This window comes from Emticicia sp. SJ17W-69 (assembly GCF_051209875.1).
In the GTDB taxonomy this organism is placed as follows: domain Bacteria; phylum Bacteroidota; class Bacteroidia; order Cytophagales; family Spirosomataceae; genus Emticicia.
The window spans coordinates 4,107,152-4,129,127 of record NZ_JBNTQY010000001.1; the positions used below are offsets into that span (position 1 = coordinate 4,107,152).

General features: G+C 33.0%; 16 protein-coding genes. 13 read left to right on the top strand and 3 right to left on the bottom strand.

Going from position 1 to position 21,976, the window contains the following annotated elements; genetic code table 11:
* Positions 1-410 precede the first annotated feature (410 nt).
* The 8 genes from ACQUQZ_RS16595 to ACQUQZ_RS16630 all read left to right on the top strand — a co-directional run bounded on the left by ACQUQZ_RS16595 (position 411) and on the right by ACQUQZ_RS16630 (position 9,371).
* Positions 411-1,136: an FHA domain-containing protein gene (locus tag ACQUQZ_RS16595; RefSeq protein WP_435356141.1), complete on the top strand. Its 726-nt coding sequence runs from the start codon at positions 411-413 to the stop codon at positions 1,134-1,136.
* An 84-nt stretch (positions 1,137-1,220) separates the two neighbouring features.
* A complete protein-coding gene (locus ACQUQZ_RS16600) occupies positions 1,221-2,204 on the top strand; it encodes a hypothetical protein (protein WP_435356142.1) in 984 nt (327 codons plus the stop codon).
* Between the two features lie 83 nt (positions 2,205-2,287).
* Entirely contained in the window at positions 2,288-2,836 is a 549-nt protein-coding gene (locus tag ACQUQZ_RS16605; protein WP_435356143.1) for an FHA domain-containing protein, read from the top strand.
* A 60-nt stretch (positions 2,837-2,896) separates the two neighbouring features.
* A complete protein-coding gene (locus ACQUQZ_RS16610; protein ID WP_435356144.1) occupies positions 2,897-3,658 on the top strand; it encodes a PP2C family protein-serine/threonine phosphatase in 762 nt (253 codons plus the stop codon).
* 18 nt (positions 3,659-3,676) lie between these two features.
* The gene (locus ACQUQZ_RS16615) at positions 3,677-4,453 is read left to right on the top strand and encodes a caspase family protein (protein WP_435356145.1); all 777 of its coding nucleotides are present in this window, start codon (positions 3,677-3,679) and stop codon (positions 4,451-4,453) included.
* A gap of 20 nt (positions 4,454-4,473) precedes the next feature.
* Positions 4,474-6,405, top strand: a complete 1,932-nt coding sequence (locus tag ACQUQZ_RS16620; RefSeq protein WP_435356146.1) for a serine/threonine-protein kinase — start codon at positions 4,474-4,476, stop codon at positions 6,403-6,405.
* Between the two features lie 8 nt (positions 6,406-6,413).
* Positions 6,414-7,463 carry a tetratricopeptide repeat protein gene (locus tag ACQUQZ_RS16625; RefSeq protein ID WP_435356147.1) on the top strand — a complete coding sequence of 350 codons (1,050 nt, stop codon included), beginning with the start codon at positions 6,414-6,416 and terminating at the stop codon, positions 7,461-7,463.
* Positions 7,464-7,625: 162 nt separating this feature from the next.
* Positions 7,626-9,371, top strand: coding sequence for a hypothetical protein (locus ACQUQZ_RS16630; RefSeq protein WP_435356148.1), 1,746 nt, complete (start codon positions 7,626-7,628; stop codon positions 9,369-9,371).
* A gap of 13 nt (positions 9,372-9,384) precedes the next feature.
* Here ACQUQZ_RS16630 and ACQUQZ_RS16635 read toward each other — a convergent pair whose 3' ends face one another.
* Complete coding sequence (locus tag ACQUQZ_RS16635) at positions 9,385-10,182, bottom strand: hypothetical protein (protein WP_435356149.1); 798 nt, start codon at positions 10,180-10,182, stop codon at positions 9,385-9,387.
* 2 nt (positions 10,183-10,184) lie between these two features.
* On the bottom strand, positions 10,185-10,748 hold the full coding sequence (locus tag ACQUQZ_RS16640) for an RNA polymerase sigma factor (RefSeq protein ID WP_435356150.1): 564 nt from the start codon (positions 10,746-10,748) through the stop codon (positions 10,185-10,187).
* A gap of 458 nt (positions 10,749-11,206) precedes the next feature.
* On the opposite strand from ACQUQZ_RS16640, the gene ACQUQZ_RS16645 reads away from it, so the two are divergent.
* From ACQUQZ_RS16645 to ACQUQZ_RS16665, 5 genes are all read left to right on the top strand, one after another.
* Complete coding sequence (locus tag ACQUQZ_RS16645; protein WP_435356151.1) at positions 11,207-14,035, top strand: DEAD/DEAH box helicase family protein; 2,829 nt, start codon at positions 11,207-11,209, stop codon at positions 14,033-14,035.
* Positions 14,035-15,309 carry a restriction endonuclease subunit S gene (locus ACQUQZ_RS16650; RefSeq protein WP_435356152.1) on the top strand — a complete coding sequence of 425 codons (1,275 nt, stop codon included), beginning with the start codon at positions 14,035-14,037 and terminating at the stop codon, positions 15,307-15,309. Before ACQUQZ_RS16645 ends, ACQUQZ_RS16650 begins: the two co-directional genes overlap by 1 nt.
* 70 nt (positions 15,310-15,379) lie before the next feature.
* Positions 15,380-16,687: a hypothetical protein gene (locus ACQUQZ_RS16655; protein ID WP_435356153.1), complete on the top strand. Its 1,308-nt coding sequence runs from the start codon at positions 15,380-15,382 to the stop codon at positions 16,685-16,687.
* Between the two features lie 144 nt (positions 16,688-16,831).
* Positions 16,832-18,325, top strand: coding sequence for an RNA-binding domain-containing protein (locus tag ACQUQZ_RS16660; RefSeq protein WP_435356154.1), 1,494 nt, complete (start codon positions 16,832-16,834; stop codon positions 18,323-18,325).
* A 4-nt stretch (positions 18,326-18,329) separates the two neighbouring features.
* Positions 18,330-19,817, top strand: a complete 1,488-nt coding sequence (locus tag ACQUQZ_RS16665) for an N-6 DNA methylase (RefSeq protein WP_435356155.1) — start codon at positions 18,330-18,332, stop codon at positions 19,815-19,817.
* Positions 19,818-20,068: 251 nt separating this feature from the next.
* Here ACQUQZ_RS16665 and drmB read toward each other — a convergent pair whose 3' ends face one another.
* Positions 20,069-21,976, bottom strand: coding sequence for a DrmB family protein (gene drmB, locus ACQUQZ_RS16670; protein WP_435356156.1), 1,908 nt, complete (start codon positions 21,974-21,976; stop codon positions 20,069-20,071).

Below are 21,976 nucleotides of genomic sequence, written 5' to 3' on the forward strand. Positions count from 1 at the left end.
AAATGAAGCAACCCAACCAAGCTAATTGCGTATTTAGACTATTGTTTTGGTTGGGTTATTTGTTTAAATTAGATTATTCTTTTGTGATGTATATATAACAAAATTAGAGCTTGCAAGATTGAGACTGTCAAATAACTGAGGTAAAAATTACCCTCTGATTGTATAGTTAAATGATTATTTTACCAAATTTATCACAAAATTTAAGTCTAAAAAATTACAATTCAATAAATTTTGGTAGATTTAGGCAATTCAATATCAAAATAAGGAATTATTAAATCATGACCCATGAGTCCAAGTTAGAGAAAGAATAAAATTATATTTTGGTGACCTAATTGATATAGTATTTGGAAAAAAAAAGCCCATAAAATAACCCTATCAGTATGATATTTCAATGATAAAATCTTTGACTAATGGAAAATCCTAATTTATTAAATGATATTGAAAAAGCTTTGAGAGAGTATAAAATACCTCAATTAAACGTTGGACGGTCTATTGATAATGAGATACGAATTCAAAACGATAAAATAAGTAAGAGTCATGCAAGACTTACACAATGTAGTACAAATACCTTCCTCTTAGAAGATTTAGATAGTAAAAATGGGACATTTATAAATGATTTGAGGATAACACGAAAAATAATTGATGCAAATACAAAAATTAGATTTGCAGAAAGTAATTATCAATTGAATGACTTACTTTCATTATATATTCCTAAAGCGAATCCTATTATTTCTAAAAAAACGAATCCTTTAGATTTTACGGAAGAGTTCAGTGCATTAAAACAAGTCTATGAGCAGTACCCTAAACTAAAAAAAGAGGTAAAAAATAGAGATAAGACTATTAGAACAGGGAGTATTATCCTGTCTTCTGTAATAGGTATTAGTGCTGTCCTTACTGGTGGGGGGAGCATACCAATATTGTCAGTTTTGTCAGGTGCTGGTTTAGGAATGCTTATTCCTACATTAAGTTCAACTATTCTTTCAACAGAAGAAAAAATAGAACTTATTGAAAAAGAATATCGAGAAAAATACCGGTGCCCAAATCCTAATTGTCAAGAACCATTTGGGAACAAAGAATGGGAACTTCTTGCGAGAATGAAAGTGTGTAATCGTTGTAAAGCGATATGGATAAAATAAATTTCAAAAAAAGACTTACCTTTCTCATACCAATTTGATTAATTAATGAAAACGAAATTTATCCAATTTTAAATAAAACAAATCATGTCAAATTTAACTGAAAGTACAGACGTTTTAGAGAATACTACTCAAGAAACTAAATCGAAACTATCTAAAGTATTTTCAAATAGAAAAGCCAATGCTATCATTACAGCAGGAATTCTTTCTGGAGGCGGAGTTGCCGCTTTTACTTGGGGATTGGCAAAAGATGAAACACATACTGCACCCGTTAATCCAACAATAACCACAGATTCAACGTCTGTAAATACAGATAGCACACAAGTATTACAAGCTGCATTGGAAGTACCAGTGAAGGATGGCATTATAAAGCCTTCGGAAAACGTGTGTATAGCAATAGTAAATGATGGTATGGACTTTGAAACAGCATTTAATACTGCCCGCACAGAAGTAGGACCCGGTGGCGTTTTTTCGTGGAATGGAAATGTTTATAATACCTATTACAAAGAAGAATGGATGAGTTTATCGTTAGAACAACGTCAAGATTTTCTACATGATATTGGATTTTCTCCTATAAATCATTTGCAAAATACTAATAATGATTTAAGCATTGTAGAAGAACCTACACACTTTATTGAAACTACCCTTAATGGGCATAGAGTAGTTGGGGTTGATGTTGATAACGATGGTATTATTGACTCAATCGTCTATGCAACTGTAGATGGAACAAAAATAATGATTGTTGATTCACATGGAAATGAGGCTTTAGATACAATCATAACCATTGATTCGATTACAAATGAAACAATAAAAGTTGAGGCTATTGAAAATCCAGAAATTTTGACAAATTTACAGTTTCAAACAATGATTGACGAAATGAATATTTCGGATGATTTTGGCAAAGCAATTGAAGATAGTGTGGATTATGAAGGTATTACATCAGACGATGATAATAATGAAGATAATGATGAGGTGGAAGTTGATAACACGAACTTCGTAAATGATGATGACAATGATTTTGTCAATGATAGTGATTATATCAACAATGGAAATATAGATGATATGAATTAATATTAGCTCGGTTAATTATCAAATTTAGAATGAATAATTTTAAAAACACCTTAATGACATGCCAAAACTGTAACAAGTTAATAATGGTCAAGACATCTGATTGGAGCAACGGAAAAATACAATGCTCACATATAGGTTGCGGCTATGTCAATATACTAAGTTCTCATTATTATTATAGTGAAAACATCACACAGAATTTATCCGAATTTGGTAAGTTAGTATATAAAAATGACCCATCTTATGAGTATTTTCTCAAATTGGGTAAAAATGTTATTGGTGTGGCGGACGACTGTGATGTAAAATTAGAACGATTCATTCACAATAATAAATGTTTTATAAGTCGACGACACAGCACAATAGAGGTTATTTTTGATAAGTGGAATGGATTGTTTAGATACAGAATAAGCGACGGTGCTAACGATACTCTTTCCAACGCCTATAAAAAGAGTCTAAATGGTACAAAAATAAATGACCTATCATTGAAAGAAAATGAAATTGTTGATGTGCCGAATAAAGGAATTATTAATATAGGAGGTATGGATAAATTTGAAGTATCTCCTTATATTATCCCAGAAAAAATATTAAATAACTACAGGGTTAATGTCACTTTTGATGAAGATAGCACTCAATAGTTCTCTTATAAAAATTATTTTTATGAACTTCATATTCCACCAAAATACAAAAAATATAATATGGAAGTCGCAATAAAGACACCTATTTCATTTTCAGAAATAGGTCAAAGGAGTAATAATGAAGATAGCTTATTTCCTAATCAAATCTTTAATGAAAAATCGAACCGATTGTTTGTTGTTTGTGATGGAATGGGTGGAGCTGACCAAGGTGAAGTGGCAAGTAAAATAGTTTGTGATGGAATCGTCGACATTTTTTCTCAAAATAGAAAAGCAAAAATCAGTATTGAATTTGTAGTTGAGGCATTAAATTCTATACATGAGAAAATGAAGGAATATCTGCATCAAAATCCATTTGTGAACAGAATGGGAACAACGCTTGCACTATTAAAGTTGGATGAAAATGACACTACGGTGGTACATATCGGAGACAGTAGAGTATATCAAATAAGAAAAGGAAAAATAATATTTAAAACTAATGACCATAAACAGGTAAATGAAATGGTCAAAGCGGGTGTCATAACATCTGAACAAGCGAAGACTCACCCTTGGCGAAATAAATTGAGTAAAGCTATTATTTGCCAAAGCGTTGAAAAAAGTCGTATTGCTACACCTGAAATTAATTTTATTAGTGATATACAAAAAGATGATTATTTTTTCTTGTGTAGCGATGGTGTCTTGGAAGGAATTGATGACCAAATACTTACAATAATTTTGAATTCTGATAAAGAAAATCAAATAAAAGTAAATGAAATTTTAGATATTTGTAAAAATCAATCAAAGGATAACTATTCAGGACACCTCATACAAATAGATATTACCTAATAGCATATAAATACTACTATGAATTCTTTTTATTTTAATATCTACCTTTTGTTGATAACTCTTACAATAAACGCACAACCTTCCCAAAGTTACGCAGTAATAGTTGGTATTTCGGATTACAAGATATTGACCAATAAATCAGGTGATTTAATCTATGCTAAGTATGATGCCTTAAAATTTTTACAATTTCTTAAAACCCCAAAAGGTGGAAACATACCAGCTTCAAACATTATTTTTTTGAGCAATAGCGATGCGACTAAAGCCAAGATAATGACTTCATTAAATCTGTTTAGGAAAGCACATAAAAATGACAAGGTAATTTTTTACTTTTCAGGTCATGGAATTGATAAGGGCTTTGTACCCTATGATGTTTCTGCAACGAATAGCAATTCTATTTTATGGCATGATGAAATTAAGAATGCTTTTAAAGATTGTGATGCCAGCATCAAGATTTGTTTTGCAGACGCTTGTCTATCAGGAAGTATGAAAACATTAAGTAATACAACGAAATCAGATGATAAATCGGTGGATAAAAATGATAGTAATGTTGCCATGATTCTTTCCTCTCGCTCTTCACAAAATTCCCTTGAAAGTAATGCAACTAAGGGAGGTGTTTTTACTTATTTTTTATTGAAAGGACTAAATGGTGGAGCAGATAAAAATAGTAATTATATCGTTACCATAAGAGAGTTATACACATATATGTCACCAAGAATTCAAAAAAGTACGCCCAATGCACAATCGCCAGTTTTTTACGGCAAATTTTCTAATGACTTACCAATGTCGTATCTTTGAAACCCTAAAAAATTGTATAAATGAGTATAACAACCTTTGCAGAATTCTATAAACGTTACCCGATAAAACCTAATGACGATTCTTATGTCTTAGGAAGTGGAACTTATGGAAAGGTAATAAAGGTTGAAGACCAAGTGGAGACAGAATGGGTTGCTGTTAAAATAAGCGAGTTCAAAGGCAATGATACCAAGTCTTTGAAATCCGAAGTTGAAATAGCACAAAAAATCCCTCGTCAAGTAAATATTGCAAGATACGACACTTGTTATCGTTTAGAAACGACTACAAATATCTGTGATTTTGCAATAATGAAGTTCTATCCAGAAGGGAATCTTCTACATTTACTCAAAAATACCCAATTAAATAATCATCAAAAAGAGGAGCTTATAAGAGGTATTTTATTGGGGTTGCAACACCTGCATAAACACAGAATTGTCCATCGTGATTTTAAGCCTGCGAATATTTTAATTTCGAGAGATACAAGTGGTAAAATTATTCCTAAAATTGCTGATTTTGGATTAAGTAAATTGGTACAAGAAGAAGAAATTGAGAGTTCTGATTTTGATTTAAGTGATGGTCGAGGTACACCATCGTACAAAGCACCTGAGCAAATTGAAGGTGGAAAAGTAAGCTTTAATTTAGATATTTGGGCTTTTGGAGTTATTTTATATGAAGTTTTTGTAGGGGAAAAACCCTTTATTATAAACTCTAAAACGGGAAGTGATCAGTCACTCAAAAGGGAAATTGAACATAAAATAGTTACTGTTGAAATTCCACATAAAATTAATAATATTCCACAGCCATTTCAATTGATGATAAGGCGATGTTTAGTAAAAGACATTCATATTAGGGCGAGAAAAGTAGAAGAATTATTAGATATTTTAGATGGAGTAGCTCAACTAAAACAAGAAGCCGAATTATTGATGGCTACTCATAAGTATGAAGATGCAATTTTTGTTTATAATGATATTTTAAAAAAGAGAGAACACGATAAAAAGGCTATCGAAGGGGTTAAAAATTGTCAAAAGTATATTTACGAATATACTATCCAAAAACTATTATCTGATGCTAATGATTTCTTGAATAGAAAAGAATATGACATAGCTGAGGCGAAATACAATGAAGTAAGGATTTTAGAACCAAATAATTTGATAGCTTTAGATGGAATAAAAAAATGCGAGAATGAACGCCTTCCTCAACCTAAGTTATCCAATGAAGAATTGACAGATATTTGGGAAGAATCAACTGACATATACATTGATTCTAAGCCAGCGATACAACAAAATACTCCAATAATTCCAAATAGCAAAAAAGTATTACCTAATCAAAAAAATGCCAATTATAATTCGAATGTGGTCTTTTCAATTATAGGATTAGTGGCTCTTCTATCTATTGGATTTTATTGGTCATCTAATAAATCGGATTCAAAAACCACTCAAACAGAACAATCAACAACCTCATTAAACCCAGTTTTGGAGGTTCCCAATACTAATCAACTCTCGTCAAGTTCAGCTATAAAAACAAATAAAATTATTCAACCAAACACAAAAAAGAAAAATGACAATTTACCAATACCGCAGGAGCAAATTGTAACATCTTTACCCATAAAACCCCATGTTGAAATAAATGTATCGGACAATTCAGCCTTAGAATTGCAAAAATTACAAGAAGAATACGATATATTGATTGATAAGGGTATCAATGCTATTAATAATGGTAATAATAAAACATTGGCAATAAATACATTTAGTCTTGCAAGGCAAAAAGCCGATTTAAACCCTAAAATCAAAAAAAATAAGGCAGAAAATGCCTATAATGTATATTATAGTAAAGGTAATCGAATTTTTGAAACCGACGAATATAGTGGTGCATTATCATGGTTTTTAGTAGCCCAATCCCTAATAAGCACACCTGATGTAAGTAAAAAAATAAAAGAATGTAATAACAATTTATAAATAAATGTATGCAAAAATTAATTATGAAATTACATCTACTAAAATCAGTATTTATTTTTTGTAGTCTGCTACTATTGGTCATTCATCCAAGATATAGTGCAGCAAAATCACTTGTAAATATTGTAGCTATAGATGATGAATATGACCGTTATAAAAAGAAAGGCGATGAATATTTAAAAAAAGGCGATTATATCAATGCAAAAAAGCAATATAAAAATTGTTTAGAAGTACCAGGTTTTGAAAATGATGAATATGCCCGTAAAAAAATTGTTTTATCGGATGAATGTATTGCTTTGAAAGAACAAGCGGAGAGTCTATTACAGAAAGATAATGCTACCAAAGGAGTTCCACTTTTGAAAGAAGTTTTAGGTAAAAATCCAGAAGATATTGAAACAAAAAAAAAACTAACTGATTATTGGAAGTCTAATGGTAACAAGTATTATGGTATAGAAAAATTTCAAGACGCTCAAAATAGCTACAAAGAAGCTCTAAACTATGCCGAAGACAAATATACATTGGCAATTCTTATTCAAAACTGTGAAGATAAATTAAATAAAGAAAAAGAATTGCTTCAAAAAAAACAAGATGAAATCAGTACAGTAAAGCAAGAGCAAATTCCACAAAAGAACGAGACACCTATCATATTAAAAAAAGAAATATCTGATGGTACAATTGTCAAAGTGAAAAATAAGACTTTTCCTAAAATTTTAGTTGGCATAATAGGGGTTGGAACAGGGACTTATGCCTATCTTACTAATAGTAAGTATTCAAAAGAATTATCAGACTTTAAAACATTTGAAAGTGCTTATGACCCTGATGGTGATGGTTTTATTAGAAATAGTGATAGTTATCAAGAATGGCAAAAAAAATACGATGTTCTAAAAACATCACAAAAAAGTAAACAAATGATTATTAATACATGTCTTGGAATTTCAGCTACAGCATTAATCGTAGAAACAATTTTATTATTAAAGAAACCAAAAACCAAAAAAGGCTTATCTTTTCGTGCAAATCCTCACAATGTTGGATTAGCTATTAGATACGATTTCCAAAAATAAAAAAATATGAGCATATTAAATAAATACTTAATAAAGATATTAAATCTATTTCTAATATTTTTTCTTTTGGGATGCCAATTAGAATTACCTATTCTTAAAACTTTAAAAACCTGTCAAAATCCAAGTTCTCTATCTTCAGTTGTTGATGTTACTAATCCAAAAATGTACACTTTTTCACTTGGTGGTGTAACAGACGATATAGTCTCAATTACATGGAAGATTACAACATTAGCGGGAGTAAGTGTTAATCAAACAACAGTTAAAACCTATAATCCCTATGTATTTACGCTAACTAATGAAGGCTCATATCACGTGAGTGCTGAAATTATAACAATCTGTGATGAAACAACATTATTAGCTAATAATATTTTAGTTTCTAAGCAGTGTCAAAAACCGACAAATATTATACTTTTGTCTAACACCAGTTCTAAATATACTTTCAGAATTTCCGGAAATACAACAGATGTAGCTTATGTTTCATGGAAAACTACGAATGCAATAGGAAGCGTTATTAATCAATTAACAAATAATAATGCTGATGATTTTGAAACAGTTTTCTCAGAAAGTGGTACATATACAATTAGTGCAGATATATTTACCGCATGTGGTAATAAATTATCATACAAAGTGGATTATACTTACGTTGCACCTGCATTTTCTCTTGAAAAAGTTTGGGATAAGAGTTTTGGTGGAAATGGAAATGATGGAATAGCAGCTATGACTGTTATTTCTGATGGAGGGACATTGATTGCAGGGTGGTCAGATTCCCAACCGTCGGGTGTCAAAACTGTATCTTATAATGGAGGACTAAATGACTTTTGGGTTATTAAAGTGGATGCGTCGTGGTCAATGGTTTGGCAAAAAGGTTTTGGGGGTACAAGCAATGAATTGTTATCTACCATAACAAGTACCTCAGATGGAGGAGCTTTAATTGGAGGTTTATCAAATTCTGCGGCATCAGGTAATAAGACATCTGGAAACAGTGGAGATTATGATTATTGGGTTATGAAAATTGATGCAAGTGGGAATAAACTTTGGGATAAAACATTTGGAGGAAGTCAAACAGACTATTTGAAATCTATTGTGGTAACTTCTGATGGTGGAGCTATTTTAGGAGGATTTTCTAATTCAAGTATATCAGGAAGTAAAACAGCTTCTGATTACTCTGGTGGTGATTATTGGGTGGTTAAAATTGACGGAAATGGTAACAAATTATGGGATAAAAGTTTTGGTGGCTCAGGATTTGACGATTTAAACTCAGTTTATACAACTTCAGATGGAAGCATATTACTTGGTGGCTTATCATTTTCAGGTATCTCTGGAAATAAAACATCAAATGCGGGTGGTGGAGCAGACTCATGGGTAATAAAACTTAATTCCCAAGGAACTAAAATTTGGGAGAAAAGCTTTGGTGGTGCAGGAAACGAAGCGATTAATGCTATCTCTTATACTAATGATGGATATGTTCTCTTAGGTGGTATTACGGGTTCAACTACTTCTGGTTCGGTGGCCACTGAAAGTGACTTTTGGTTAGCTAAAATTGATGCCAATGGTAATTCTCAATGGGAGAAACGTTATGGAGGAAGTGGTGGTGAATCAATAAGTACACTCGCAGTAACATCAGAGAATACATATATATTAGGTGGATATTCTACCTCTAACCAATCTGGTAATAAAACTACCGTTGGCTATGGGGATTATGATTATTGGATAGTAAAAGTAGATGCAAATGGTAATAAATTAGCAGATAATACATTTGGAGGAAGTGGTTATGATGACCTTTCTCATTTATTTATTTCCCCTCAAAAAGAAATCTATCTGGGTGGAAAATCTGATTCACCAATTTCTGGAAATAAGACTGCTCCAAATTATGGGCAAAAAGATTTTTGGATTGTGAAAATTAAGTAAATTGTGATTACTATTAAAATAATAATTTTAGTAAAGACTTTGCCTTTAAATTATAGGGATGATTAGGATTAGATGCCATAGTTTCAAATGCTATTTTCATTTTACTCCTATCATTCTTTTTCAAATAAGCCAAGGCAAGGTACCAATCAGAATTATCTCTTATTATTTTCAAGGTACATATTTTTGATTTTAATAGAGCTCTAATAGCACTATTTGCATCATTTTTAGCTAAAAAAGAAACACCTAAGTAATAATTTTTAATAGCTAATTCGTCGCTATTCTTAGAATTAACCTGTTCCAAATAATGCAGGGCTTCATCATATTTTCCATCATGATAAGAATCAATACCATTTTTAGTATTAGATTTTAGTTCAAATGGAATACTTTTTACTTGAAAACCATCATCCAAATTAGGTCGATAATTTTCCTCAAAAGCCTGTTGAGAGTTTGTTATGTTGAATTTTAGAAAAAAAATAGTTACACTTAAAATTAATAGTATTGACGCTGCAATAGACCAAATTTTTATTTTAGAGTATCTATTCTGATTTATAACAGGCATTTGTACAAATTTACCTGTTTTTACGCTTTCTTCTTCAAAATATTTGCTTTTATGTCTTTTCAATGCAACATCAAGTTGATTTTCAATACTAAGCATTTTTAAACCAAAACGTAGTTCCTTTTGTAATTTGACTTCATCGGCTAACTCACTATTATGGTTCATTTCATTCTCAAAATCCAAACTATCAGCTTCCGATAACTTATCCTCTAAATAAGCCTCAATCAATATAAATTGCTCTACTGTCATTTTCATAATTACATGTTTTTTGTATGGTTGATATACAAGGCTTTTAACTTTTCTGTACAGTCGAAACGTTTTTGCTTAGTTGAACTTTCTTTCATACCTAATTTTTCTGCAATGTCTTTCAATGATAATTCTTCAATATAAAACCATTCTATCACATTCTGACAATCGTTTTTAAGCCTATTTACAGCTAATCTAACAGCCTTAATAATTTCAGCTTTTTCTAAATCTTCTTGGATATTGTAAGTATCGGCAAAGTTAGGGTTATCAGAAATTTGAGTGCTATTTTTCACTCGATACGAATTCAACTCATTTAACCAAACTTTCTTACAGTAATCAAAAATTACAGTTGTAAGTTTAACATTTTCCTGAAATTGAAACCTTCCAGTTTCAATATTAATTAGAAAATTCATTAATCCTTTTTGAAATGCATCTTCTGCATCCATTTCGGAGCCTTTATTAGAATTGACCCAATGAGAAAAGGAGCGTAACAAATTTTTATATAAATAATCGTAGGCAAGAGAGTCTCTTTTTTGCAAAGCTTCATAAAAAACACGATTATTAGAAAAATCCATATTGAGTTTTATTAAGAGAAGTAGAATTAATACCCAAAAATATTAAATTTTGGATAGCCAATCTGTTTATCTTAACCTTTTTTCTTACCCATACAGATATTATTATATCTTTATACATTGAGATATTAAAAGGTAAGTCGAAAACATGCTAAATACTTTGATGAGGGACAAGATTTTGTATGACAAAGCAAAACTGAATCTGTAAATTTGGTTAAAATTGAAATTAAATACTTCAATTGTTAGGTATTCAAATATGGAAAAGTATAAAGAGAAGGCAATGTTAAATAGCAATGCGAGTAAAACGCTTACTTACCCAACCACTACAAACTCATATTTAGACAATTGTTTTGGTTGGGTTAATTACCGCTAAATAAATCACCTTTTCTGAAAACATTTTTTCTTGGTATATTGCAAAATAAAGTAAATACTACGACGCTGTTAATAACATCCTAACCTTGATGGCAAATCAAAATCCAGAACAAATCGCAAGAGATAATATCGACAAAGCTTTGATTGCTTGTGGCTGGATTATTCAAGGTATCAAGCAAGTTAATCTTTATGCAAATGTCGGCGTTGCTGTGAAGGAATATTTGACCGATGTTGGTCCTGCTGACTATGTATTGTTTGTAGATGGCAAGCCTTGTGGAGTTATTGAAGCCAAACGAGAGGAAGAAGGACATCGGATGAATGTCCATGAAGAGCAAGGTGAAGATTATGCCAATGCCAAACTCAAACATCTAAAAAATGAGCCGCTTCCTTTTGTATATATTAGTACAGGAGAAATAACTCGGTTTACAGATTTCACCGACCCGAAACCAAGAGCAAGAGAAATTTTTAGCTTTCATCGCCCCGAAACTTTGCGAGAATGGCTAAAAAAAGGTAAATCCCTCAGAAAAAGATTATTGGATTTGCCAGCCTTGCCGACAGAAGGCTTGAGAGATTGCCAAATCAGTGCTATCACCCAATTAGAAACTTCATTCAAGCAAAATAGACCAAGAGCCTTGATACAAATGGCTACTGGTTCGGGTAAGACTTTTACAGCAATTACATTTATTTATAGGCTTTTGAAGTACGCCAAAGCCAAACGTGTGCTATTTTTGGTAGATACAAAAAATCTTGGTGAACAAGCAGAACAGGAATTTATGTCATTTGTACCTAATGACGATAATCGTAAATTTACTGAGCTGTATAGTGTTCAACGCTTAAAATCAAGCTACATAGCCACTGATAGCCAAGTTTGTATCAGTACCATTCAAAGGCTTTATTCTGTTTTGAAAGGTACGGAATTGGATGAAAAAGCGGAGGAAGAAAACCCTAATGAGTCCCGATGGCTATCGGGACAACCCAAAACAATTCCACCGATTGAGTATGATGGCAAAATGCCTATCGAGTTTTTTGACTTCATTGTGATTGATGAATGCCACCGCAGCATTTACAATCTATGGAAACAAGTATTAGAATATTATGATGCTTTTGAGGTGGGTTTAACTGCCACGCCTGATAAACGCACTATTGGCTATTTTGACCAAAATTTAGTAAGTGAATATTCTCACGAAATGGCAGTTGCCGATGGTGTAAATGTGGGCTATGATGTCTTTATCATTGATACCAAAGTAACCCAACAAGGAGCAACACTTTGGAAGGGTGAGTACATTGAGCATCGTGAGCGACTGAGCCGCAAGAAAAGAAGAGAATTGCAGGATGAAGACGAGCATTATTCATCACAACAATTAGACAAGGATATTGTTAATCCTAATCAAATAAGAACCATTATCAGGTCATTTAAGGAGAATTTGCCACATATCTTCAAAGATAGATTTGACAAAGATGGTAATTTTGAAGTACCCAAGACCCTTATTTTTGCTAAAACTGATAGTCACGCCGACGACATCATTCAGCTTGTGAGAGAAGAGTTTGCTGAGGAAAATCGCTTCTGCAAAAAGATAACTTATGGCTCAGACAAAGATAGAAAAGATGCTGATGATAAGGTAATTGAGAAAGGTGAAGACCCCAAAAGTACATTAGCACAGTTTCGCAACGACTACAATCCACGTATAGCAGTAACGGTTGATATGATTGCCACTGGTACTGATGTAAAACCTTTGGAATGTTTGCTTTTTATGCGTGATGTGAAGAGCCGAAACTACTTCGAGCAAATGAAGGGCAGAGGTACTCGTACCATTGATTTAGATAGTTTGAGGAAAGTTACGCCCACAGCCAAACACACCAAAGACCATTTTGTGATTGTTGATGCCATCGGTGTTACCAAGAGTTTGAAAACTGATAGCAGACCATTAGAAAAAAGACCAGGTGTACCACTCAAAGACTTGCTTCAAGCCATTGCCGTTGGTGCAAGAGAAGAAGATTTGTTTACTTCACTCGCTAACCGACTCACAAGATTAGACAAACAAATTACTGAAAAAGAGAAAAAGAAGTTTGCTGAAAAAGCCGACGGAAAAACAGTTTCGCAGGTAGTGCATGAACTACTCAATGCCTTTAATCCTGATGTGATTGAGGCTATAAAAGATAAGATTGAGATAGAAATGGCTGGCGAAAGTCCAGAAGAGAAACATTCAGCATTTATTGCTCAACATTCGTTAATGCTCAACGAAGCTGCCAGAGTTTTTACTGGCGAACTCAATGAATATATTGAAAATGTAAGAAAAGCCCATGAGCAGAAAATAGACCTAATGAACCCCGATGAGGTCATAAAAATAGGTTGGGACAAAGACAACAAAGATAAAGCAAATGAACTCATAAAGGATTTTGAGGCATGGATGCAGCAACACAAAGATGAGTTGGTAGCATTGCAGATTTTCTACAATCAGCCCTATCGTCGTCGTGAGCTTACATACAGCATGATTAAGGAAGTGCTTGAAAAACTCCAAAATGATAAACCTGCACTTGCACCAATGAGTGTTTGGCGAGCTTATGAAGCCTTGGAGCAATGCAACGGCTCTGCCAAAAACGAACTCACAGCCATTGTTTCTTTGCTACGAAAAGTGAGCGGTATTGATGAAACCCTCACTATTTTTGATAAAACAGTGGACAAGAATTTTCAAGATTGGGTGTTTCGCAAGCAAGCAGGAGCAACCAAATTTAATGAAGAGCAAATGACATGGCTACGTATGATAAAAGACTACGTAAGCAGTAGTTTTCATATTGAAAAAGATGATTTTGACCTCGACCCATTCAACAGAAATGGTGGTTTGGGTAAGTTTTACCAGTTATTTAAAAATGATTACGAGTTGATTATTAATGAATTAAACGAAGTATTGGCAGCATAATGAATGAAGAAATAAAATTACCGAAAGGGTGGAAAATAGTTGAATTTAAAGACGTTTGCAATAAAATTGGAGATATTGACCATAAAATGCCTGTACAACTCTCATCTGGCTATCCTTATGTTTCAACTAAAGATTTCACTGACGATTTAAAAATCTCTTTTGATAATGTTAAATATATATCTAAAGAAGATTACTTGAATCTTTCAAGAAAAATTAAACCAGAAAAGGGCGATATTATTTTTCCAAGATATGGGACAATTGGCAAAAATATACTTGTTAACTTCGATAAAGAGTTTTTGGTATCATATTCCTGTGCAGTCATTAAACCAAATCATAATTTAGTGCTATCAAAATATATTTATCTTTATTCTCTTTCTCCAAAGATTACTGAAGAAATTAGAAAATACACGGTAGAAACAACTCAAGCAAATGTTGGTATTTCCTCAATTAAAAGTTTTATATTTCCCCTCCCACCCCTCGCCGAACAAGCCGCCATTGTAGCCAAAATAGAAGAATTGTTGAGCGATTTAGAAAATGGGAAACAGCAATTACTTACGGTACAAGCACAACTAAAAGTCTATCGTCAAAGTTTATTAAAATGGGCTTTTGAAGGCAAATTGACCAATAAAAATGTAAAAGAAGGTGAGTTGCCAAAGGGGTGGAAGTGGGTAAAGATTACTGATATTGCAGAAAATAATAAACACTCTTTAAAAGCTGGTCCTTTTGGTTCATCGCTAAAAAAAGAGTTTTATGTAAACGCAGGATACAAAATATATGGTCAAGAGCAAGTAATAAGTGATAATGCTTTTTTTGGTGATTATTTTATCAATGAAGAAAAATACGAAGAATTAAAATCTTGTAAAATAAAACCCTTTGATATTCTGATAAGCTTAGTTGGAACTGTTGGTAAAGTTTTGATTCTACCAGGAAATTGTGAAGCAGGAGTTATTAATCCACGGCTTATCAAAATTACACTAAACAAGGACATTTATTTGCATAAGTTTTTCAAATATTACTTTGAAAGTTCTTATGTAAAGAATTTTTATGGTTCAAAAGCACAAGGAACAACTATGGATGTTTTGAATTTGGGAATAATAAAAACTATTCCTTTTCCTCTCCCACCACTCGCCGAACAACAACGCATTGTAGAAGAATTAGAAAGTAAGCTAACGGTTTGTGATAAAATCGAAGAAACCATCAGCCAAAGTCTTGCCCAAGCCGAAACCCTACGGCAAAGTATCTTGAAGAAGGCATTTGAGGGGAAGTTGGTGTAAAATAAAGTTAGAGTATAAATAAATTCGCTAATTATAATTACATATTTTCAAACCTCAAACATCTACAATTATGGCAGATACTTACAAAGTTGTAACCAGCCTTTACGCCGAAACTTTCGGAAGAATTGATGAAAATGGCAAGGGTAAATCAAAAAACAATACTATCTTGATGGGGTCGTATGTAAAAATGCTCAACGAAGAAAATGGGAATTGGCAGAAGGTACAAGCATTTAGTATTGAAGGTTGGATAGACAAAAACAGCCTCGGTGATTCGCCCGACTTCAAGTGTTTCTTTGTAGATGTGGGTCAAGGAGATGCAGCATTGATAGAAGTTGGTAATGACGTAAATGGAATGAAAATTTTGATTGATGGCGGTCCATCAGATAATTTAGGTAGATACCTCAATAAATGGCAATACAGATATTATCTAAATAATGATATAAAAGTACATTTTGATTATGTCTTTATAAGTCATTTTGATAAAGACCACTATAATGGTTTGATAGATATTATCAATGACCCTCACTATACTTTTGGTACTATTTATCATGCAGGAATTGCAAAGTTCAACTCTGATAAGGCATCATTTCCTAAAGACGAATATGAAACAGAATTAGGTAATAAAGTAAAAGTTGGTACAAAATACTATCTAACAACCCAATTTGATACATTAGCAGAGTTTAATGCTCTCAAAGAAAAAGGTGGAATGTTAGATTTATTGGAAAAGTTTTTGTCAGCCGTAAATAATGCAAACAATCAGGGGCGTTTGCAAAATTTTGGTCGCTTGGATTTTAGTTCTTCTATTCCTTCAAGACAAATTAATGGCAAAACGTTTGCAATAGATGTTTTAGCACCTGTACCATCACAAATCTCAGAAGGTCGTGTTTATAAATATTTCGGTGATGAAGCTCATACTATTAATGGACATAGTATTGTTTTGAAACTAAAATTTGGGAACAACTCATTTCTTTTTGGAGGTGATTTAAATATCCCAGCAGAAGAGCATTTAATAGCACATTATGGTGGAAATAGCCCCTTTGAAGTTGATGTAGCAAAATCGTGTCATCACGGTGCTTCCGAATTTACAACTGAATTTATGGCACACGTCAATCCACTGGCTACTGTAATATCATCGGGAGATAATGAGTCCTATTCTCATCCACGTGCAGATGCCATTGGCTGTGCGGGTAAGTATTCACGCTCAAAACGTCCTTTGGTATTTTCAACAGAATTGGCTCGTTCATCAAATGTCAAGACTGATGAAATAAAATATGGTATGATAAATTTAAGGTCTAATGGCGTTGAAATTGTTATGGCACAAATGAAAGAAGCACCAAAAAAGGGAGAAGTTTGGGATTTGTACAATGTTAAGGTATAGACTGTAATAATTCTGGATAAAATCATAAGATAATATGAAAAATAATTCGGTAGGCTTTTCAAGTAATTGAAGGAAATTTAGGTGACATTCTTTGGGATGTATGGTGGAATTAATTATTTGACGCTTACCGATTTTTTTAAAAGTATGAGTATCGAAAGAGTGCAACGTTTACTGAAAGAAAAAGAAAATATCCGTCTTGAATTCAAGGAGGCTAAAACTGCTTTGCCCAAAAGTTTGTTTGAAACCATCTGTGCCATGCTCAATCGTGAGGGTGGAGATGTTATCTTGGGAGCAAATGATAATGGTAGCATTACGGGCATTGAACAAACCCAAATAGATAGTATGACTAAAGATTTGGTCAATTTATCAAATAATCCTCAAAAACTCGACCCACCATTTATCCTATTTCCAGAAACCTACGAAATAGATGGACAATGGCTTATTCATATCCAAGTTCCGTCGAGTTCACAAATCCATAAAACAGTCAATATTGTCTATGACCGTAGCCATGATGGTGATTTTAAGGTAACACAAGCCAATCAAATCGCTCAGATATACAACCGCAAAAACAACTATTTTACTGAGGGAATCATCTATCCAGCCTTGCGTTTTGAAGATTTTAATGAAGCCTTATTTCCTAAAATTAGGAACTTAATTCGTAGTCAAAATTACAACCATCCTTGGCTCACATTAAGCGATAAACAGTTGCTCGAAACAGCAGGTTTATGGAGACAAGATTTTCTAAGTGGAAAAGAAGGTTATACTTTGGCGGCGGCATTGTTGCTTGGTAAAGATACAGTCATTCAGCAGATTTTGCCACAGTACAAAATTGATGCTTTGGTCAGAATTCAAGATATTTATCGCTACGACGACCGTGAGTATATCCAAACCAATCTGATTGATGCCTATGAGCAACTGATGGCATTTGTAGCTAAGCACTTGCCCGATAAATTTTATATGGAAGATGACCAACGAGTAAGTTTGCGTAATAAGATTTTCAGAGAAATCGTTGCCAATCTTATTGTCCATAGAGAATATGTCAATGCTCAGCCTTGTTCTTTCACAATTTATGCCGACAGAATTGAAGCCATAAATGCCAATAACCCACATGGCGATGGAGTTATTGACCCTAATAATTTTGCTCCATTCACTAAAAATCCTTCCATTGCCAAATTTTTCATTCAACTTGGGAGAGGTGATGAGTTAGGTTCTGGTGTAATAAATGTCAATCGCCTCATCAAATCATACTCCAAAGCAGGGAAAGTACAATTTATTGAAGGTGAAGTTTTCAAAACAATTATTCCTTTTGATGCAACTGTACAAAAAACACTAATTGACGAAACAAATGAGGGTGGAGAAGCTACTGATAGTACAAATGATATAATAAATGATACAGTAAATGATACAGTAAATGATACAGTAAGTAATACAATAAAAATTAGAATGGTATCTATTATTAAACGACTTGCAGTTGAAACAGGTATTAATTCTAATGATTTAGCAAAAGCATTTGGTGTAGAGGCGGTTACAATAAGAAGAGATATACAAAAAATAAACAAATTAGTTAAGAATAGAGGCCCTAAACTTGGTTATGAATTAACTGAGTATATGAAATCAAAATTAGAAAAGAAGGTATAATAATATGACACAAAACACATCAAGTATAGTAAGTAAAGTATGGAGTTTCTGCAATCCTTTACGGGATGTAGGTGTAAGTTATGGAGATTATTTGGAGCAACTTACCTATTTGTTGTTTTTGAAAATGGCTGACGAATATAGCAAGCCACCACATAATCGTCAACTAAACATACCAACGGAGTATAACTGGGAAAGTTTGACCTCCATCAAAGGAGCAGCTTTAGAACTGCACTATGCAACACTTTTAAGAGAATTAAGCACCCAAAAAGGTATTTTAGGACAGATTTTCACCAAAAGTCAAAACAAAATTCAAGACCCTGCCATGCTTGCCAAAATCATTGATATGATTGATAGTGAACAATGGTTGGTAATGGGTGCCGACGTAAAAGGTGATATTTATGAAAAGCTGTTGGAGCAGAATGCACAAGATGTAAAAAGTGGTGCAGGTCAATACTTTACACCACGTCCATTGATTCGGGCAATGGTAGAATGTATTCAGCCTCAGCCAATGAAAACCATCGCTGACCCAGCTTGTGGCACGGGTGGTTTCTTTTTGGCAGCCTATGATTTTTTGGTAGCCAATAATAAATTAGATAAAGACCAAAACATTTTTCTGAAACACTCCACCTTTTTCGGAAATGAAATCGTAGCAGGAACAAGGCGATTGGCTTTAATGAACTTATTTCTTCATAATATTGGTGATATTGACAGCGATAATTTTATTTCACCTGCTGATGCTCTTATTGCAGCTTCGCCGACAACTTATGACTATATTTTAGCCAATCCACCATTTGGTAAAAAGAGTAGCCAAACATTCACTAATGATGATGGAGAACAGGAGAGAGATGATTTAACCTATAATCGTCAGGACTTTTGGGCAACAACCAGTAACAAGCAATTGAATTTTGTGCAGCATATTCGTACTATGCTCAAAACCACAGGCATGGCAGCAGTAGTGTTGCCCGATAATGTTTTGTTTGAAGGTGGAGTGGGTGAAACCATTCGTAAAAAACTGCTTGAAACAACAGATTTACATACTATTCTTAGATTGCCAACGGGTATTTTCTATGCCCACGGAGTAAAGGCAAATGTTGTATTTTTTGATAATAAACCTGCCAGCAAAGACCCTTGGACAAAAGAAGTTTGGGTGTACGACTACCGCACCAACATTCATCATACACTCAAGAAAAATCCATTAAACCTTGAAGTTTTGAAAGACTTTGTGGCGTGTTATAATCCATCAAACAGATTCAAACGAAAAGAAACATTTAACGCCGAAACTAATCCAGAAGGTAGATGGCGGAAGTTTACTTATGAGAAAATTATAGCAAGAGACAAAACCAGCTTGGATATTTCTTGGCTCAAAGACAAGTCATTAGCTGACCTTGATAACCTCCCTGACCCAGATATTATCGCCGAGGATATTATAGAAAACTTAGAAGCAGGCTTAGAAAGTTTCAGAGGAATCATGGCTTCATTGAGTATGAAGTAAGAGGTTTTGTAACCCAACCAAAACAATGGCTATATATGGGGTTTGGGTTGGTTGGGTATGGTTTTCATATATTTCTATTCTAAGATACCCACAAATTTTAGTTTGAAATCATTATGCATTTATGGGGTCAATATTTTAGAATTTTTGAGAATTTGGTATTTAGAAAGTAGTTGTGCAACAGTTACCTATGTTGTGCGTCGTTGTTTTGTCTGGCACGGTACTTTTGTTTACTGTTGTTCTCAGTTTTTTTATTAAAAGGGTTTATTGAAAAATCCAAATTCTGGGTCAATGAGTAATGCTCTGTCTAAAAAACTATTAAATTCTTCACATGAAGTTTCGGGTAAAAGCGAACAAGAATAACACGAAGCTAAATTTGTTCCTCCAATTCCTTGTCCGTCCGAATGATAACAAACTGGGTCAGAAGCACAGTCTTGACTTCGGAATAGTGCTGAATTTAAAATCTTTTCAAATGATGATGGATTTGATTGTGTAATAATTCCTCCATAACTACCTTCTGCCCCTGCAACTGTATAAAGTAAAACACCTTGCATATTATCACTATCTACGAAAAGTCTTTCATTTAATGAAGTTGAAGCATAACCACATAAAAACTCTAACTCTTTAATTATCAAGTGAGAAAGTGTATGAATTAATATGAATTTAGCTAAATGTTTAGGATTGCTAAATTTATCATTCTGTAATATTTCAGATGTTATAATTCGTTCTGAAATTTTGTCTATTCTTGATTTGAATTTATTACTTTCACCATAATATTTATGAAACCATGCTTCAATTTTGTCTTTATCAAGGTTAATGAAAATTCCTTCTCCGAAACTTTCTGTTGCTAACAAGTGCGGAGTATTAATTGCTTGTGATGATGTATATTTAACTTTTATGTTAGATTGTGTGTCGCCTTCAGCAATAAATAAATCTTTGTCAAACGGTTCTTGCCTTGTAAATGCCGTTTGTACAGTTGTTAGCTTTAAACGTTTCACCTTAATAAGTGTGGATATTCCTAATTCAGAAAGTGTTTCAGTTTCTTGATTTTCATACGTTAGACTATTTTGTAGCTCATCAATATAGTTTGGATTTTCCAAAATAAAGTTAAATTCTTTTAATCGGTATTGTATTTCAGCTTCAAAAGCCTCTTCTATTTTTTCGTCTATAAATTCGTCTAAAGTTTGTTTTTCGTATTTACTGAAAGCTGTATAAATTATTTCTTTACTGACACCACTTGATAGCAAATTTCTAATTGTAACTTTTTCTTCTTGCTTAATTTCTTGAATTTTCTTTGGTAGATATATGCTATTAATGCAAAGCGGGTAATAAACACTATTACTTGTTCTTATTACTGGTTTGAATTGCTTCGTTTTGTCTTTATTAATTCGCAAACCAAATAAACCTGCAAGGGTAACTTCTCTACCTTTTGTTTTACAATCAGCACTTGCACATTTAACCCTAATGCCTGCTAAGTCGGCAAATGTTTCTGAACGCAAGTATCTTAAATCTTGTTTTTCACAGCATTTTTCGGTGTAATCTATTTTAATATTTCCACCGTCTGCATCCTCTTCTTTAACATTTTTCTCGGCAATATTCCAGAATTCCCAAGGTATATCTCTAATTCCTCCATTGGGTGATGTCATTATAAAACGAACTTGTTCTAATTCAAAATATTTTTTCTTTCTATTTTCTGTTTTGGCTTTTTCAAAACAATGATAACATTTTGGTTTAATGAATTTTATTCCTGCATCATTTTCTTTGAATTTTTCTAAAGTTTGATGCCAGTTTTTCCACCAATCACGAATATTTTTAAATCGTTCACAATTAGGGCAATACATCCATTCAGGAAAGTATTTAGCACTGGCAACTCTCTTTGTTTCTAATGGAATACTATCATTTGGAATATATGGATTTGCAATATTAGTCGGCACTCGAACAAACTTTTGAAGACTTTTAAAATGCACTTGAAGCCGTTTCAACAAACGATTATCTTCAATTATGTATTCATCTTGGTCAAAAATTCTTGAATTATCGAAAAAATATTTCCATTTGTCAAATTCTTCAACTATCAATGCACCTTTTGACGTTTCTAAAATAGAACCTACTCCGCCATAGGCACTTAACATTTTTCTTGTTTGTGATTGAATATATTTTGCCAT

What these genes read in the sequence shown, in the direction of transcription:
- ACQUQZ_RS16610 (WP_435356144.1), top strand. Translation starts at nt 2,897, where the DNA reads ATGGAAGTCGCAATAAAGACACCTATTTCATTTTCAGAAATAGGTCAA.
- ACQUQZ_RS16640 (WP_435356150.1), bottom strand. Translation starts at nt 10,748, where the DNA reads ATGGATTTTTCTAATAATCGTGTTTTTTATGAAGCTTTGCAAAAAAGA.
- ACQUQZ_RS16630 (WP_435356148.1), top strand. Translation starts at nt 7,626, where the DNA reads ATGTACACTTTTTCACTTGGTGGTGTAACAGACGATATAGTCTCAATT.
- ACQUQZ_RS16660 (WP_435356154.1), top strand. Translation starts at nt 16,832, where the DNA reads ATGAGTATCGAAAGAGTGCAACGTTTACTGAAAGAAAAAGAAAATATC.
- ACQUQZ_RS16655 (WP_435356153.1), top strand. Translation starts at nt 15,380, where the DNA reads ATGGCAGATACTTACAAAGTTGTAACCAGCCTTTACGCCGAAACTTTC.
- ACQUQZ_RS16645 (WP_435356151.1), top strand. Translation starts at nt 11,207, where the DNA reads ATGGCAAATCAAAATCCAGAACAAATCGCAAGAGATAATATCGACAAA.
- ACQUQZ_RS16605 (WP_435356143.1), top strand. Translation starts at nt 2,288, where the DNA reads ATGGTCAAGACATCTGATTGGAGCAACGGAAAAATACAATGCTCACAT.
- ACQUQZ_RS16595 (WP_435356141.1), top strand. Translation starts at nt 411, where the DNA reads ATGGAAAATCCTAATTTATTAAATGATATTGAAAAAGCTTTGAGAGAG.
- ACQUQZ_RS16625 (WP_435356147.1), top strand. Translation starts at nt 6,414, where the DNA reads ATGCAAAAATTAATTATGAAATTACATCTACTAAAATCAGTATTTATT.
- ACQUQZ_RS16665 (WP_435356155.1), top strand. Translation starts at nt 18,330, where the DNA reads ATGACACAAAACACATCAAGTATAGTAAGTAAAGTATGGAGTTTCTGC.
- drmB (WP_435356156.1), bottom strand. Translation starts at nt 21,976, where the DNA reads ATGGCAAAATATATTCAATCACAAACAAGAAAAATGTTAAGTGCCTAT.
- ACQUQZ_RS16650 (WP_435356152.1), top strand. Translation starts at nt 14,035, where the DNA reads ATGAATGAAGAAATAAAATTACCGAAAGGGTGGAAAATAGTTGAATTT.
- ACQUQZ_RS16600 (WP_435356142.1), top strand. Translation starts at nt 1,221, where the DNA reads ATGTCAAATTTAACTGAAAGTACAGACGTTTTAGAGAATACTACTCAA.
- ACQUQZ_RS16615 (WP_435356145.1), top strand. Translation starts at nt 3,677, where the DNA reads ATGAATTCTTTTTATTTTAATATCTACCTTTTGTTGATAACTCTTACA.
- ACQUQZ_RS16620 (WP_435356146.1), top strand. Translation starts at nt 4,474, where the DNA reads ATGAGTATAACAACCTTTGCAGAATTCTATAAACGTTACCCGATAAAA.
- ACQUQZ_RS16635 (WP_435356149.1), bottom strand. Translation starts at nt 10,182, where the DNA reads ATGAAAATGACAGTAGAGCAATTTATATTGATTGAGGCTTATTTAGAG.